The organism is Micromonospora sp. NPDC003944 (genome assembly GCF_053605225.1).
Genome location: NZ_JBSGIV010000024.1, coordinates 22,537 through 37,715, shown reverse-complemented (window position 1 = coordinate 37,715; position 15,179 = coordinate 22,537). Strand labels below are relative to the sequence as shown.

At 70.9% G+C, this 15,179-nt stretch carries 14 protein-coding genes; 4 read left to right on the top strand and 10 right to left on the bottom strand.

Going from position 1 to position 15,179, the window contains the following annotated elements; all coding sequences use genetic code 11:
• The first annotated feature begins 24 nt into the window (after window positions 1–24).
• A complete protein-coding gene (locus ACWER9_RS14450; protein WP_030332207.1) occupies window positions 25–240 on the top strand; it encodes a DUF3073 domain-containing protein in 216 nt (71 codons plus the stop codon).
• A gap of 136 nt (window positions 241–376) precedes the next feature.
• Here ACWER9_RS14450 and amcA read toward each other — a convergent pair whose 3' ends face one another.
• From amcA to ACWER9_RS14425, 5 genes are all read right to left on the bottom strand, one after another.
• Window positions 377–604: a multiple cyclophane-containing RiPP AmcA gene (amcA, locus tag ACWER9_RS14445; RefSeq protein ID WP_357348079.1), complete on the bottom strand. Its 228-nt coding sequence runs from the start codon at window positions 602–604 to the stop codon at window positions 377–379.
• Window positions 573–1,676, bottom strand: coding sequence for a cyclophane-forming radical SAM peptide maturase AmcB (gene amcB, locus ACWER9_RS14440; RefSeq protein ID WP_452302324.1), 1,104 nt, complete (start codon window positions 1,674–1,676; stop codon window positions 573–575). The genes amcA and amcB overlap by 32 nt, the downstream gene beginning before the upstream one ends.
• A 203-nt stretch (window positions 1,677–1,879) precedes the next feature.
• Window positions 1,880–3,034: a phosphoribosylformylglycinamidine cyclo-ligase gene (gene purM / locus ACWER9_RS14435; protein ID WP_091396042.1), complete on the bottom strand. Its 1,155-nt coding sequence runs from the start codon at window positions 3,032–3,034 to the stop codon at window positions 1,880–1,882.
• Window positions 3,035–3,091: 57 nt separating this feature from the next.
• Window positions 3,092–4,630, bottom strand: coding sequence for an amidophosphoribosyltransferase (gene purF, locus ACWER9_RS14430; protein ID WP_452302282.1), 1,539 nt, complete (start codon window positions 4,628–4,630; stop codon window positions 3,092–3,094).
• A 168-nt stretch (window positions 4,631–4,798) separates the two neighbouring features.
• A complete protein-coding gene (locus ACWER9_RS14425; protein ID WP_357348082.1) occupies window positions 4,799–5,152 on the bottom strand; it encodes a sterol carrier family protein in 354 nt (117 codons plus the stop codon).
• Window positions 5,153–5,313: 161 nt separating this feature from the next.
• Here ACWER9_RS14425 and ACWER9_RS14420 point away from each other — a divergent pair, with 161 nt between their 5' ends.
• Entirely contained in the window at window positions 5,314–7,323 is a 2,010-nt protein-coding gene (locus ACWER9_RS14420; RefSeq protein WP_452302281.1) for a carboxypeptidase-like regulatory domain-containing protein, read from the top strand.
• A 211-nt stretch (window positions 7,324–7,534) separates the two neighbouring features.
• On the opposite strand, the gene ACWER9_RS14415 is transcribed toward ACWER9_RS14420, so the two are convergent.
• The 4 genes from ACWER9_RS14415 to purS are packed head-to-tail and all read right to left on the bottom strand — an operon-like array spanning window position 7,535 to window position 11,954.
• Complete coding sequence (locus tag ACWER9_RS14415; protein ID WP_452302323.1) at window positions 7,535–8,290, bottom strand: 2-phosphosulfolactate phosphatase; 756 nt, start codon at window positions 8,288–8,290, stop codon at window positions 7,535–7,537.
• A gap of 4 nt (window positions 8,291–8,294) precedes the next feature.
• Entirely contained in the window at window positions 8,295–10,964 is a 2,670-nt protein-coding gene (gene purL, locus ACWER9_RS14410) for a phosphoribosylformylglycinamidine synthase subunit PurL (RefSeq protein ID WP_452302280.1), read from the bottom strand.
• 46 nt (window positions 10,965–11,010) lie between these two features.
• Entirely contained in the window at window positions 11,011–11,694 is a 684-nt protein-coding gene (gene purQ, locus ACWER9_RS14405; protein WP_357348088.1) for a phosphoribosylformylglycinamidine synthase subunit PurQ, read from the bottom strand.
• Window positions 11,691–11,954 (bottom strand): phosphoribosylformylglycinamidine synthase subunit PurS, encoded by a 264-nt coding sequence (purS, locus tag ACWER9_RS14400; protein WP_350854676.1) that lies wholly within the window; start codon window positions 11,952–11,954, stop codon window positions 11,691–11,693. Before purS ends, purQ begins: the two co-directional genes overlap by 4 nt.
• 357 nt (window positions 11,955–12,311) lie before the next feature.
• Here purS and ACWER9_RS14395 point away from each other — a divergent pair, with 357 nt between their 5' ends.
• Together ACWER9_RS14395 and ACWER9_RS14390 are read left to right on the top strand one after the other, a co-directional pair.
• Window positions 12,312–12,995: a S1 family peptidase gene (locus ACWER9_RS14395; RefSeq protein ID WP_452302279.1), complete on the top strand. Its 684-nt coding sequence runs from the start codon at window positions 12,312–12,314 to the stop codon at window positions 12,993–12,995.
• 24 nt (window positions 12,996–13,019) lie between these two features.
• Entirely contained in the window at window positions 13,020–13,583 is a 564-nt protein-coding gene (locus tag ACWER9_RS14390; protein WP_452302278.1) for a YbjQ family protein, read from the top strand.
• 141 nt (window positions 13,584–13,724) lie between these two features.
• On the opposite strand, the gene purB is transcribed toward ACWER9_RS14390, so the two are convergent.
• Entirely contained in the window at window positions 13,725–15,149 is a 1,425-nt protein-coding gene (purB, locus tag ACWER9_RS14385; RefSeq protein ID WP_452302277.1) for an adenylosuccinate lyase, read from the bottom strand.
• Between the last annotated feature and the right edge of the window lie 30 nt (window positions 15,150–15,179).

The following is a 15,179-nucleotide window of genomic DNA, read 5'->3' as shown; positions in this document are numbered from 1 at the left end:
CATTCTGTGCGAGGGGGTCGAGCCATGGGGCGCGGCCGTGCTAAGGCCAAGCAGACTAAGGTGGCGCGGGAGTTGAAGTACCACTCCCCGAACACCGACCTCACCGCCTTGCAGCGCGAACTGGCGGGTGCTGGTAAGTCTGAGCACCACTTCGACGACGACTCTAAAGAGTTCGTCGACGACGATGATGAGGATCACGCGGACGACGATCCGGATCCCTGGGTCCGTCCGACCCGCTGACCTCTCGACGCAGCTGAGCACGCGGTAACCTCCGCGTGCTCACCCACGTCCCGTGCAGGTGCAGTCGCCGACGATCAGGGGCCTGGCCCGACCGGAGCCACTCCGGCCGCTCGACAGGCCCCTGACCACGGCTCCCTCAGCGCGGGCGGTTGTTCCAGTTGTAGAACGTCGGGATGTTCTCGAAGTGGTTCCAGGCGCAGACCGCGCTGGAGCCGTCGCCGCCCGACACCTCCGAGCGCAGCCGCCGTGCGTCCTCTGCCTCCTGGAGCAGCGCGACGAGCCCGTGAGCCGCGCCCCGCACCCGTTCGGTGACTCCGTCGTCCGCTTCGCGCTCAGGCCGCCGGTGACTGGTGGTCTCGGGCATGCTCCAACACTCCCTCCAATAGGCGGATCTTGCTGTTGCGGCAGTGCTCGGTCTCCGTACCGTCAAAACGCCCCAGCTCGAAGTAACGGTTGGCGGCATGGCCGCCGCCACAGAAGCCGAAGTACGGGCAGGACGCCCGGCACGCCTCCACCCCGGTCAGGAACTCGCCCACCCACGGGGTCGCCGCCGCGTTGCCGAGGATCTGCGCCAGCGGGGTCGTCAGCACGTTGCCGCTGCTGAAGTCGCCGTAGCGGGGGTCGGTGAAGCCCGCCAACTCGGGGGAGAGAACGATCACCGAGCCGTCGTGACCGATCGTCGGGATCGGGTCCAGGTGGCGGGGCAGCACCCCGTCCGCCGAGTTGTCGAGCACCGCCGCGGCGTAGCGCAACGACCACTCGATCTCGCGAAGGTGGATCCGTGGTTGCCGGCGCCACGCGCCGACCAGCTCCGCCCAGAACCCGGACACCGCCGACGGGTCGTGGCTGTTGTCGCGGGTGTTGACCCCCTCGGTCTCCTCGATGTTGACGCCAAGCACGTCGCAGCCCAGCTCGAGGAAGTAGTCGTACAGCTCGGTGGCGAGCCCCGGCTCCGGCCGGGACACCACGGCCAGCGCCGAGAAGGGCAGACCGCGACCGCGCAGCGCCGAGATACCGCGCAGGATCCGGTCGTACGCCGGCTGACCGCCACGGTTCACCCGGTCGCCGTTGCGCGCCCGGGGCCCGTCGACGCTCACGCTCACGCGCATCCCGTGCTTGACGAAGAAGTCGCACCAGTCGTCGTCGATGAGGGTGGCGTTGGTCTGCACGTGGTGCTCGACCTCGGACCCGAACGGCGCCATCAGGTCGGCCAGGTGCTCACGACCGGCGGCCAGAGGCTCACCGCCGTGCCACACCACCGAGAAGCGGCCATTCGCCGCCCAGGGGTTGACCGAAGCCGCGACCGCCTCGGCCACCGCCACCGGCATCCGCCGGTCGACGGCCCGGAACGGCAGGTAGCAGTACGCGCAGTCGAGATTGCAGAGGGTGGTGGGCTGCATGACGACGTACGACGGGACGGCGGCCAGACCGCGCATCCCGCTGAACGAACGCCCCCGAGCAGCCATCGCCCTCCTCCGCCTAGCCTGAGAGGCGGTCGGGAAGCCTCGGGGCGAGCACGGCGGAGCCGCAGCCGCCTCGCGGCTCCCCGACCGTCTCTGAAGGGTGCCCTTCAGGCTAGGCGGCATTGGCCACTCGGGTGAAGCCCTGATCAGGTGCCCGTACGATCACCGGAGGGTGATCATCCTCGGGTGTGCTGACCAACCATCTGCACGTTTCCGGTGCCCTCGATGATCTCGCCGGCCTGCCACGCCTCGACCCCACGGCCGGTCAGGGTGGCCAGCGCCCGGTCGGCGTCCTCGGCCGACACGATCGCGAACATGCCGACGCCCATGTTGAACGTCGACTCCATGTCGTGGTCGTCGATCCGACCCTTCGTCTGGATCAGGTCGAAGATCGGCTGCGGCTTCCAGGTGGACCTGTTGACCACCGCGTCGACGTGCTCGGGCAGCACCCGGACCAGGTTGCCGGGGATGCCGCCGCCGGTGATGTGGGACAGCGCCCGCACCTCGGCCTCGGCGATCAGCTTCAGACAGTCCTTGGCGTAGATCTTGGTCGGGGTCAGCAGCTCCTCACCGAGGGTCCGCTGCCGGCCGAAGTCGTCGATCACGATGTCCAGACGCATCCGAGCAGCACCGAGCAGCACGTGCCGGACCAGCGAGTATCCGTTGGAGTGCAGACCGGACGAGCGCATGGCGATCACCACGTCGCCGACCTCGACCCGGTCGGGGCTGAGGATGTCGGCCTCCTCGACCACACCCACACCGGTGGCGGAGATGTCGTACTCGTCCGGGCGCAGAACGCCGGGGTGCTCGGCGGTCTCGCCACCCAGCAGCGCACAGCCCGCGTAGCGGCAGCCGTCGGCGATGCCCGCGCCGATCTCGGCGACCTTGTCCGGTACGACCTCGCCGGTGGCGATGTAGTCGAGCAGGAAGAGCGGCTCGGCACCGCAGGCCACCAGATCGTCGACGACCATCGCGACCAGGTCGATGCCGACCGTGTCGTGAATGTCCATCTGCTGTGCGATCACCAGCTTGGTGCCCACCCCGTCGGTGGAGGACGCCAGGATCGGGCTCTTGTACTTCTTCGTGTCGAGCCGGAACAGGCCGGCGAAGCCACCGAGGTCACCGAGCACCTCGGGACGGCGGGTCTGCCGCACCTTCGACTTGAGCAGCTCCACCGCGCGGTCGCCCGCGTCGATGGAGACGCCGGCGTCGGCGTACGAGACCGAGCGTTTGCGCGCCTGGCGGCCAGCACCGCCCGTCCACGGCTGGCGGTCACCGCCAGCGCCGGTCGGGCTGCTTCCTGCGCCGCTGCGCTCGGACACGTGCGTCACGGTTCTCCCCTTTGGTTCTCGGTGCCGCCGGCGGTAGCCGGGCCGCGCCGGTTGGTGCTACGGGCGGTTTGCGGTAACGCCACCCGGAGTGGCGACGGACGAGCCGTTGGTTTGTGGGGTCTCCAGCGCCGAGTTGGCGACGCGTCGACCCACCCCTTCGAGCACGTGCTTACCGATCAGGTTGCCGGCCGGCAACTCGATCGGGTACTCCCCATCGAAACACGCCCGACACAACCGGGTCTTCGGCTGCTCGGTCGCGGCGATCAGACCAGGAAGCGAAACGTAACCCAGCGTGTCGGCGCCGATCGAGCGCCGGATGCCGTCGTTGTCCAACCCGTTGGCCAGCAGCTCCGCCCGGGTGGCGAAGTCGATGCCGTAGAAACACGGCCAGCTGACCGGCGGCGAGGAGATCCGGACGTGCACCTCCAGCGCCCCTGCCTCACGCAGCATCCGGACGATGGCGCGCTGGGTGTTGCCGCGCACGATCGAGTCGTCCACGACCACCAGGCGCTTGCCCCGGACGTTCTCCCGCAGCGGGTTGAGCTTGAGCCGGATGCCGAGCTGACGCAGGGTCTGCGACGGCTGGATGAAGGTGCGGCCGACGTACGGGTTCTTCATCAGCCCGGCGCCGTAGGTGATCCCGGACGCCTCCGCGTAACCGATCGCGGCCGGAATGCCGGACTCCGGAACGCCGATGACAAGGTCCGCCTCGACCGGGTGCTCCTTGGCCAACTGCCGACCGATCTGCACCCGCGTCGCGTGGACGTTGCGCCCGGCGATCGTGGCGTCCGGGCGGGCGATGTAGACGTACTCGAAGAGACAGCCCTTCGGCTCCGGCGCGGCGAACCGGGTGGAGCGCAGGCCGTTCTCGTCGATCGCGATCAGCTCGCCCGGCTCGACCTCGCGCACCACGCTCGCGCCGACGATGTCCAGGGCGGCGGTCTCGCTTGCGACCACCCAGCCGCGCTCCAGGCGGCCGAGCACCAGCGGGCGGACGCCGTGCGGATCACGGGCTGCGTAGAGGGTCGACTCGTCCATGAAGACGAAGCTGAACGCGCCGCGCAACTGCGGCAGCACCTCCAACGCGGCCGCCTCGACCGACAGGTCCGGTCGACCGGCGAGCAGCATCGTCACCAGGGAGGTGTCGTTCGTCGAACCGTCCGCGATGAGACCGCGATCGGCGACCTCCTTCTCCAGCTCGGCGGTGTTGACCAGATTGCCGTTGTGGGCCAGCGCGATGGTCGTGCCGGAGGTCGTCGACCGGATCGTCGGCTGGGCGTTCTCCCAGTTCGATGCGCCGGTGGTCGAGTATCGGGCGTGCCCGATGGCCAGGTGACCACGCAGGCTCGCCAGGGTGGGCTCGTCGAAGACCTGCGCCACCAGGCCGAGGTCCTTGTAGACCACGACGCCGGAGCCGTCGCTCACCGCGATGCCCGCCGCCTCCTGGCCGCGGTGCTGCAGGGCGTAGAGGCCGAAGTAGGTCAGGTTGGCGACCTCTTCGCCGGGGGCCCAGACGCCGAAGACGCCGCAGGCATCTTGGGGGCCAGGTCGTTGGGGGTCAAGGTCGTGGCTCAGCCGGCCGTCGCCTCGGGGCACCTACCGCTCCCTCATGCTGGTCTGGACCGGCCGGGCGGGGATCACGGGCGGATCCACACTCCTCTGCCGGGACCACTGTCGTCGCCTGACAGTGTACGCGAATCGGCGTCAATACAGAAAGTCACGATTCCCCTGCTCAGCGTGACGGCGAGTGGGACATCGGGACGATCAGAGGGGCAGAAACGCCGAGAGGTCCGCGCGGTTACCGCTCATCTGGACACGACCGTCGGTGACCGCCTCGGCCCAGGAAACCCTGCCGGTCGCCAGCTCCAGCCAGGTGTTCGGGGCCATCTCGACCACGTTTGGTGGGTTTCCTCTGGTGTGTCGAGGCCCCGGTACGCACTGGATCGCCCCGTATGGTGGGACGCGCACCTCCACCGATCGGCCGGGGGCGCGCTCCGCGAGGACGGCCAACAACGACCGGACCGCCTCTCGGAACACCGGCCGTTCGGGTGTACGCCCCTCGTCGAGCGCCGACAACGCGGCCGTAACGGCAGCGGACTTACTGTGCGGAGAGGACACGACGGGACGATACGACCCCCAGGCCAGACACGCGACGCTGGCCCTGGGTCGCGCTCATGCAGTCGGACAAGGCATAGTTGCCGACGGCGTATTCGTACCGTGATGATCCCCGGCCCGGCGCCCCGCCGGCGAGAGGGAAGTCAGCCCGGAAGGCGGTGGACGTGTCAACACACCGACGTGCCTGGAAGCAGCGGGCCGGTGTGGTCGTAGCGCTGGTTGCCGGCGCTCTGCTCGCCGTCCCCGCCACACCAGCCATGGCCGCAAGCGTCGAGGTAACACCGGGCTCGGTCTCGGTGAACGCCGGCAGCGACGCCACGATCACCGTGCGCGTAACACCGGGTAACGGTGACAGCAAGGCGACGATCAGCCTCTCCGGTCTGCCGTCGGGAGTCAGCTGCGCCAGCGGATGTGGCGACGTCAACTTCCCCGCCCTCAGCAACCAGCCGAGGTCGCAGCTGGTACGCATCGCGGCCAACGACAACGCCGGCGACGCGACCGCGACCGTCACCGTGGCCGTGGAGGCCGACTCCGGCCCGGACACCAAGACCTTCTCGCTGACCGTCAAGGGCAAGGCCGCGCCGCCGCCGCCGCAGAACCAGACCGTACGGTCGGTCTCCGGCAAGGTGGTCGCGCAGGGGGACGGCAGGGCCGTGCCCAACGCCTTCGTGGTCCTCCAGGACACCGCCGGTCACCGCTATGACGCCACCAGCAACGGCAGCGGCGACTTCCGCTTCACCGGCACCAGCGACAAGCCGATCGCACCCGGCCGGATCGACCTGGGCGCGTCGTTCGACAACATCAAGGCGTTCAAGTCCGTGAACGCCAGCGCCGGGCAGGCCATCACCGGGCAGCGCCTCAGCCTCGCGATCAAGGTCGAGACGACGCCGAGCGCCACCCCGTCCGCCACCCCCGAGGCCACTCCCACCGAGGAGGCGACCACCGAGGAGGGCACCGAGGAGGAGCCCACCGAGGAGGCGAGCCAGGGCGCTCCGGCGAACGCCGCGAACAACGAGGACAGCGGCGGTCTCGGCTCGTACATGATCATTCTGCTCGGTGGTCTTCTGGTCGCCGCAGGTGTCGGCACGATCGTGCTGCTCTGGATGAAGCGCAGGGAGAACGGTGACGACGACGCTCCGGCGGCGGCCGGCGGCGGCGGTGTGGTGCCGCCCTCGCGCGGCGGGTTCCGCGGCCCCGACGACCAGACCCGGGTGGTCGGCGGTCGTCCCGGTGGTGGAGCGGACCCGACCATGGTCGGCGGCGCGGCGCTGAGCGAGGCGCCGACGATGATGCACCGCCCGGTGGTCGACGACGTCCCGCCGGACCCGTACGGCGCGCCCGCACAGGCGTACGGCGGTGCGGGCCAGCAGGGCTGGGGCGGCGCCGGCTACGGCGACGAGCCGGCACCCGGCGGCTACGGCGCCGGCGGCTACGGCAACGCCCCCGCTTCGGGTGGCGGCTACGGCGCTCCGGCCGGTCCGGAGGGCGGCTACGGCGCGGGTGACGGCTACGGTGCCGCGACCGGTGCCGGTTATGGCAACGCCCCGGCCTCCGGTGCCGGTTACGGCAACGCTCCGGCATCCGGGGGCGGCTACGGCGGTCGTGACTACGACGCCCCGAGCGGCACCGCCGCCTACCCGCCGGCTCCCGCTGGCGGCGGGTCCTACGGCGAGCGGTTCGACGAGCCGACCGGCCGGTACACCGGCGACAGCACCCAGTACCCGGCCCCCTCCGACCCCTACGCCACCGGCGTCTACCAGCCGGAGCAGGGGCAGGGGTACGGCCAGTCCGACGCCGCCCCGTACGGCGGTCGCGCTGCCGAGCCGACCGCTGGCTACGGCGGTCCGGAGACCGGTGGGTACGACCAGGGCGGCTACGGCCAACCCGCTGGCGGGTACGACCAGGGCGGCAACTACGGCCAGGACGCTCCGCAGCAGCGCGGCGGCGGCTACGACGACCGGGGCTACGACCAGGGCGGTGGCTACGGTCAACCGGCCGGCGGGTACGACCAGGGCGGCAACTACGGCCAGGAGCCTCCGCAGCAGCGCGGCGGCGGCTACGACGACCGGGGCTACGACCAGGGCGGCTACGGTCAGCCCGCCGGGCGGAACCGACCGGACACCCCGCCGCCGACCGAGCGCGGCGGTCGCCGCCTCGACTGGCTCGACGACTGACCCCACCACAGCACGCCGAAACGGCCACCCGGATCTCCGGGTGGCCGTTTCGCTCCAAGAGCGACTCGGGTTTCAGGAAGTCGGGGGGTCCTGGGTCGCAGGACAGCCCGCCTTCCTGCAACCCGAGTTGATCACAACGCCGCGGGCAACGCCGCGCCCGGCGGTCAGGGCGCGCGGCGGTCACGGCGACCGGGGTCAGGGCGCGCGGCGGTCAGGCGGCGGAGAAGACGCCCTGCCGAAGCACCGGCACGACGTCGGACACGCCGATCCGGACGGCGACATCCACGTCGCCAGCGAAGCCGCTCTCGGTCAACTCACGGCCGGAGACGCTGCCGCGCACGGCGGCCGGCACATCCGGGGTACTCGCCAACGCGGCGAGCGCCATCGCCGCCTCCACCGAGAGCCCACCCGGCACGCCGGAGAGGGCGTCCAGCACCGAGGCGGCACCGAGTTGGTCCTCCACGGACGGGCGCAGCGACCCGTCCGGCCACCGCTCCCCCGAGGCGACCACGCCGATCGGGGCGTCCACCGTGCCGTACCCCTGGCGGCGCAGCCAACGCCCGACGGCGCGTGCGTTGCGCAGGCACGCCGCGACCACCGGCAGACCTGTGGCGCTGGCGGCGGCGCTGATTGCGGAGCCATTCGGGGAGGGCAGCACGAGGTCAGCGACCACCGGCGCGGTGCTCAGCGCGGCGGGCGAGAGCGACCACGGATGTTCCGCGGTCGTCTGCCGCCGCCCGACCGCGGCGGTCGCGCCGACCCGGACGGCGTACTCGGCGGCCTGCTCACCCCAGGGGAACGGGTGCACCCGCATGCCTCGGGCCACCGCCACCTCGACGGCGGTGGTGAACGAGAGGACGTCCACCACCACCAGCGCCGCGCAGACCCGACCGAGCTCGGCCGCCCCGGTCAGCCCCCAGTCGAACCGGGCACCGGAACCGGGTTGGCCGAAGACAGCGGCCGCCAACGCCTCAGCGCTCGTCAGGCGACGGCTCGGTGACACCGGGGTCAGACTCGGACGCCGCGCCGGACTCCTCGGAGTCGATCGGCTCGACAGCGCCGGTCTGCGGGGACGGCCCCGCAGAGGCGATCGGCTCGGAGACGACCTCGGCCGGGTCGACCGGCTCGGCCGGCTCTCCAGGCAGCGGCACGGCCTCGACCGCACCCGCCACACCGGCGGCCGGCGCGGGCACGTCGACGGCCGCCGAGCCCCCGAAGAGGCGCGGCAACGTCTCGGTGTGCGCGGTGCGCAGCTCGTCCAGGCCGATCCGGAACTGCCCGTGCACCTCCAGCGCACCGCCGGACGGGTCGGTGACACCGATCAGCTCGAACGGAACGCCCCGCTCGGCGCAGAGCGCCGCGAACGCCTTGTCGTGGCCGCGCGGCACCGACACCAGCGCCCGGGTGGCGGACTCGCTGAACAGGTAGACGAACGGCATCGAGCCCTCGGTGAACTGCTCCGGCACCGCGACCCGGGCACCGACGCCGCGACGCAGGCAGGACTCGACAAGGCTCTGCGCGAGGCCCCCGTCGGAGAGGTCGTGCGCCGAGCTGAGGTGACCCACCCGGGCCGCCTCGGCCAGCAGGTCGGCGAGCGCCTTCTCGCGGAGCAGGTCGACCTGCGGCGGGATGCCGCCGAGGTGCTCGTGCGTCACCCAGGCCCACTCCGAGCCGGACAGCTCCACGTTCGTCTCGCCGAGCAGGTAGAGCTGGTCGTGGTCGCCACCGGCGCGCGGCACGAAGCCCATCGGCACCCGGTCCGCCACGTTGTCCAGCACGCCCAGCACGCCGACAACCGGGGTCGGGTGGATGGCCGCCGCGCCGGTCTGGTTGTAGAAGCTGACGTTGCCGCCGGTGACCGGGATGCCCAGCTCGAGGCAGCCGTCCGCCAGGCCGCGCACGGCCTCGGCGAACTGCCACATCACGCCCGGGTCCTCCGGGGAGCCGAAGTTGAGGCAGTTGGTCACGGCGATCGGCTTGGCGCCGGTCACCGCCACGTTCCGGTACGCCTCGGCCAGGGCCAGCTTGGTGCCGTTGTACGGGTCCAGGCGGGCGTACCGACCGTTGCCGTCCACCGACAGCGCCACGCCGAGACCGCTGCGCTCGTCGATCCGGATCACACCGCCGTCCTCCGGCTGGGCGAGCACGGTGTTGCCCAGCACGTAGCGGTCGTACTGCTCGGTGACCCAGGTCTTGTCGGCCAGGTTCGGCGACGCGATCATGCGCAGCACGGTTTCCCGCAGCGCATCCGGGTCGGCCGGGCGGGGCAGCGTCTCGGCCCGGTCGGCCTGGAGCAGGATCAGGTCGGCCGGCTCACGCATCGGCCGGGCGTAGACCGGGCCGTCGTCGACGAGCGAACCCGGCGGCACGTCGACGACCAGGTGGTCCTGCCAGGTGATCAGCAGTCGACCCGGGCGGCCGTCCGGCTCCGGTGCGGTGACCTCACCGATCGCGGTGGCGAGGACGCCCCACTTCTCGCAGGTCTTGAGCACCGCGTCGAGCTTGTCCGGCTCGACGACGAGCAGCATCCGCTCCTGCGACTCGCTGGCCAGGATCTCGTGCGGGTCCATCGAGGGCTCGCGCAGCGGAACCCGCTCCAGCCAGACCCGCATGCCGGTGCCGGCCGCGGCGGCGGTCTCGGTGAGTGCGCAGGTCAGACCGGCGCCGCCGAGGTCCTGGATGCCGACGACCAGTTGGCCGTCGTACAGCTCGAGGCACGCCTCGATGAGCAGCTTCTCGGTGAACGGGTCACCGACCTGCACTGCTGGTCGGCGGGCCTCGCTGCCCTCGTCGAAGGTCGCGCTGGCCAGCACCGAGACGCCGCCGATGCCGTCGCGGCCGGTCTTGGCACCCATCAGTACGACAACGTTGCCCGGGCCGGCGGCGGCCTTGTTCTGCAGCCGGTCGACCGGCAGCACGCCCAGGCAGAGCGCGTTGAGCAGCGGGTTGCCCTGGTAGGAGGGGTCGAAGACCAGCTCGCCACCGATGTTGGGCAGGCCCAGGCAGTTGCCGTAGCCACCGACGCCGGCGACCACGCCGGTGAGCACCCGGGCGGTGTCCGGGTGGTCCGCGGCACCGAAGCGCAGCGGGTCCATCACCGCGACCGGGCGGGCACCCATGGCGAGGATGTCCCGGACGATGCCACCGACGCCGGTCGCCGCGCCCTGGTAGGGCTCGACGAAGCTCGGGTGGTTGTGCGACTCGACCTTGAAGGTCACCGCCAGCTCGTCGGAGATCTGCACGACACCGGCGTTCTCACCGATGCCGGCGAGCAGCCGGTCGCTCTGCGGAGCCTTCTCGCCGAACTGGCGCAGGTGCACCTTGCTCGACTTGTAGGAGCAGTGCTCGCTCCACATGATCGAGTACATGGCCAACTCGGACTGGGTGGGCCGGCGGCCGAGGATCTGCCGGATCCGGTCGTACTCGTCGTCGCGCAGGCCCAGCTCGGTGTACGGCTGAAGCTCGCCCGGAGTGCCACCGGCGCGCGGCACGGTGTCCACGCCCTCGGTCCAGACGGCCGCGGTCGGCTGCGCCGGAGCGCCTGCCGGTGCGGTCGGCTGCGCCGGGCTCGGCTCGGTCGGCTGCGCCGGGGCGGAGTACGCCTCCGGTGTGTCCCGTACCGGGTCCGGATGGGTGGTCATGACCTCTCCTCGCTGCGCTGGTGCCCGCCGGAACCGCTCCTCGCACTCATGCCGGCGCCCCGACCAGGTGCTTGAGAACCGACGTGAAGAAGCCGAGGCCGTCCAGCGAAGGGCCGGTGAGCGCCTCCACCGCGTGCTCGGGGTGCGGCATGATGCCGACCACGTTGCCGGCGGCGTTGCTGATCGCGGCGATGTCGCGCTGGGATCCGTTGGGGTTGCCGCCGATGTAGCGGGCGACCACCCGGCCCTCGGCTTCGAGCTGGTCAAGCGTCGCGGTGTCCGCGACGTAGCAGCCCTCACCGTTCTTGACCGGGATGAGCACCTCCTGGCCGGGCTGGAACGCGTTGGTCCACGCGGTCCCGGCCGACTCGATGCGCAGGACCTGATCCCGATTGCGGAAGTGCAGGTGCTGGTTGCGGGTGAGCGCACCCGGCAGCAGGTGCGCCTCGCACAGGATCTGGAAGCCGTTGCAGATGCCGAGTACCGGCAGACCACCCTGAGCGGCGTCCACGATCGTCTCCATCACCGGGGCGAACCGGGCGATGGCACCGCACCGCAGGTAGTCACCGTAGGAGAACCCACCGGGCAGGACGACCGCGTCGACGCCGTGCAGGTCCGGGTCACCGTGCCAGAGCCGGACCGGCTCGGCTCCGGCGATCCGGACAGCGCGGGCCGCGTCCCCGTCGTCGAGCGAGCCGGGGAAGGTGACGACACCGACCCGGGCGGTCACGAGCGGGCGTCCGCGGTCTCGTCGGCCTCGACAACGCGGACGGTGAAGTCCTCGATGACGGGGTTGGCGAGCAGTTTGTCGGCAATCTCCCGAGCGCGGTCCAGGTCCGGTTCACCGGTGAACTCGATCTCGATCCGCCTGCCGATCCGAACCGAGGCGACGTCACCGACGCCGAGCCGGGGCAGCGCGTTTGCGACGGCCTGGCCCTGCGGATCAAGGATCTCGGGCTTGAGCATGACGTCGACGACGACGCGAGGCACTGGGCACTCCTGACTGTGTACGCAGTTGGGTGCCGACCCACAACGGGCGAGCGCAGCCAGCGTACCTGGCAGATATCGCTGCGGACGCACCGGCCGGGTGCAGTTCAGGCAGTGATCGACATTACCGGCGCTCAGGGTGATCCGCCAGGCGCGACACGTGGCCTCAGCAGGACATATACGGCGCGACAGGTGGCCGAATCGTTACATTGATCAATCTGGATCAGCTTCTTGATTACCGCCACTCCGGGCCCTACTGTACATCGACGTAAGTCGATTCACGGGTGCACGGGAACCCCCGGCGCCCGCCCCACCCGCACCCGGCGACCCCGGGCCCGCCCCGTCCAAGGAGTCCACCCGATGCGCATCCGCCCCCTGCTCGCCGTGCTCAGCACCGCGCTGGTCGGCGCCCTCGGCGTCACGTCCGCCGCGTCCGCCGCCCCGGCCGGCCCGCAACCCATCATCGGCGGCGAGACCGTCTCGTCCGCGCCCTGGGCCGCCGCGGTGCTCAGCAACGGCTCGTTCACCTGCTCCGGCAGCGTCATCGCCGCCCAGTGGGTGCTCACCGCCCGGCACTGCATCAACGGCACCATGTCGGTACGCGTCGGAAGCGTGAACCGCACCTCCGGCGGGGTCACCCGCACGGTCAGCGCCACCTACACCCGCTACGACCTCGCGCTCATGCGGCTCTCCAGCACTGTCAGCACCTCCACGGTGAGCCTGGCCAGCAGCAACCCGCCGATCAACTCGACGAACTCGATCTACGGCTGGGGCATGACCTGCTACAGCGGCTGCTCGGCGTCGACCCAACTGAAGACCGCCACCGTCCGGGTGACGAGCAACAGCGTCACCGACGCGTACGGCGGCCAGGCGATCCGCAGCACCCGGATCAACGGCAACGCCTGGCGCGGCGACTCCGGTGGCCCGCAGTTCTACAACGGTCAGCAGGTCGGCGTCGCCTCCACCGCCGACGGGTCGAGCATCCAGAACTACGGCAGCGTTGCGTACAACCGGGCCTGGATCACCTCGGTGGCCGGTGTCTGACAGTTAGCGCCCGGCTCGACGCGGATGGTCGGCCACGCGCCGGCCGTCCGCGCCGCGCCGTTTTGCAGCATCCGATCAGGTGAACAATGCACACGATCGGGTCGCGCCACTCCTGACAGCATCGGAAACGTGCTGGTCGTGACGACAGAGCAACTGCCCGGCTACGAGATCCGCCAGATTCTCGGTGAGGTGGTGTCATCGATGGCCAGGACGCGCAACCCGTACCGCGAAGGGGTCAAGAACCTGCGCGGCGGCGCGTACGACCCGATGGCCCCGGACAACCTCACCCGGTGGCGCACCGACTCGGTCACCCGCCTCGGCGAGGAGGCCCTCCGGCTCGGCGCGAACGCGGTGATCGGGATGCGGTTCGACAGCCGGGACTGCGGCGAGATGTGGATGGAGATCTGCGCGTACGGGACGGCGGTGGTCGCCGTACCCAAGATGCCCGAGGTCATGCCGACCGACCAGCCGGCGGTGGCCGCCGGGACCGCCGAGCCCGCGGGCTTCGCCGAATCGCTCGGCGGCATCGCCGAACCGGCAAGCGCCCCCAACCTGAGAACCGCCGCCGAAACCCCAACCGGCGACTAACCAACCCACCCACCCACCCACCCACCTATCCCGTGTTGATCAAGAGGTTTCGGTCACCAGGGAGATCGAAAATGACGCAAACCTCTTGATCACCCAGGACGGCGGGGTGCGGGTGGGGTTGGGTGGGGGTGGGGGTGGGGGTTAGAGGATGGGGGGTGGGGTGTAGGTGGCGGCTTCGGGGTGGGCCGTTACGACCTTGGTGATGCGGCTCGTTACCGCTGCTACCTGGGCTTGGGCTGCGCCGACGAAGGCGTTGCGGTCGGCGACCAGGGTGTCGATGTCGGCGCGGGACAGGCCGAGTCGGCCGTCCGCCGCCAGACGGTCGAAGAGGTCGTTCTCCGGTGCGCCCTTCTCGCGCATCGCGAGCGCCACCGCGACCGCGTGCTCCTTGATCACCTCGTGGGCGACCTCCCGACCGACACCCCGACGGACAGCCGCGACAAGGATCTTCGTGGTGGCCAGGAACGGCAGGAAACGCTCCAGCTCCCGGTTGATCACCGCCGGGTAGGCGCCGAACTCGTCCAGCACGGTGAGGAACGTCTGGAACAGCCCGTCGGCGGCGAAGAACGCGTCCGGCAGGGCCACCCGCCGGACCACCGAGCAGGACACGTCCCCCTCGTTCCACTGGTCGCCGGCCAACTCGCCGACCATCGACAGGTAACCCCGGATGATCACGGCGAAGCCGTTCACCCGCTCCGACGAGCGGGTGTTCATCTTGTGCGGCATCGCGCTGGAGCCGACCTGACCCGGCTTGAAGCCCTCGGTCGCCAACTCCTGGCCGACCATCAACCGAATCGTGGTGGCCAGGGACGACGGCGCGGCGGCGGTCTGGGCCAGCGCGGCCAGCACGTCGAAGTCGAGCGAGCGCGGATAGACCTGCCCGACGCTGTCCAGTACCCGGGAGAAGCCGAGGTGCTCGGCGACCCGACGCTCCAACTCGGCGACCTTGTCGGCGTCGCCGTCGAAGAGGTCGAGCTGGTCGGCGGCCGTGCCGACCGGTCCCTTGATCCCCCGCAGCGGGTAGCGGGCGATCAGCTCCTCCAACCGCTCGTACGCGATCAGCAGCTCCTCCGCCGCCGACGCGAAGCGCTTGCCCAGCGTGGTGGCCTGCGCCGCCACATTGTGCGACCGGCCGGTCAGCACCAGCTCGGAGTGCTCGTACGCCAGGAAGGCGAGGCGGGCCAGGGTGGCCACCACCCGGTCGCGGATCAGCTCCAGGGACGCGCGCACCTGGAGCTGCTCGACGTTCTCGGTGAGGTCCCGGGAGGTCATCCCCTTGTGCACGTGCTCGTGCCCGGCGAGCGCGCTGAACTCCTCGATCCGGGCCTTCACGTCGTGCCGGGTGACCCGCTCCCGCTCGGCGATCGAGGCGAGGTCGACCTGGTCGAGCACCCTCTCGTACGCCTCGACCACGCCGTCCGGCACCGGCACACCCAGGTCGCGTTGAGCGCGGAGGACGGCGAGCCAGAGCCGCCGCTCCATCCGGACCTTCTCCTCCGGCGACCAGAGGGCGACAAGTTCGGGCGAGGCGTAGCGGTTGGCCAGCACGTTGGGGATCGTCGTCACGTGCCTCATTGTCTCCTACCCCGCGGCAGG

Excerpts from the sequence above, each read along its gene's own strand:
- ACWER9_RS14450 (WP_030332207.1), top strand. The coding sequence starts at position 25 with ATGGGGCGCGGCCGTGCTAAGGCCAAGCAGACTAAGGTGGCGCGGGAG.
- amcA (WP_357348079.1), bottom strand. The coding sequence starts at position 604 with ATGCCCGAGACCACCAGTCACCGGCGGCCTGAGCGCGAAGCGGACGAC.
- amcB (WP_452302324.1), bottom strand. The coding sequence starts at position 1,676 with ATGCGCGGTCTGGCCGCCGTCCCGTCGTACGTCGTCATGCAGCCCACC.
- purL (WP_452302280.1), bottom strand. The coding sequence starts at position 10,964 with ATGACCACCCATCCGGACCCGGTACGGGACACACCGGAGGCGTACTCC.
- ACWER9_RS14395 (WP_452302279.1), top strand. The coding sequence starts at position 12,312 with ATGCGCATCCGCCCCCTGCTCGCCGTGCTCAGCACCGCGCTGGTCGGC.
- ACWER9_RS14390 (WP_452302278.1), top strand. The coding sequence starts at position 13,020 with ATGGTCGGCCACGCGCCGGCCGTCCGCGCCGCGCCGTTTTGCAGCATC.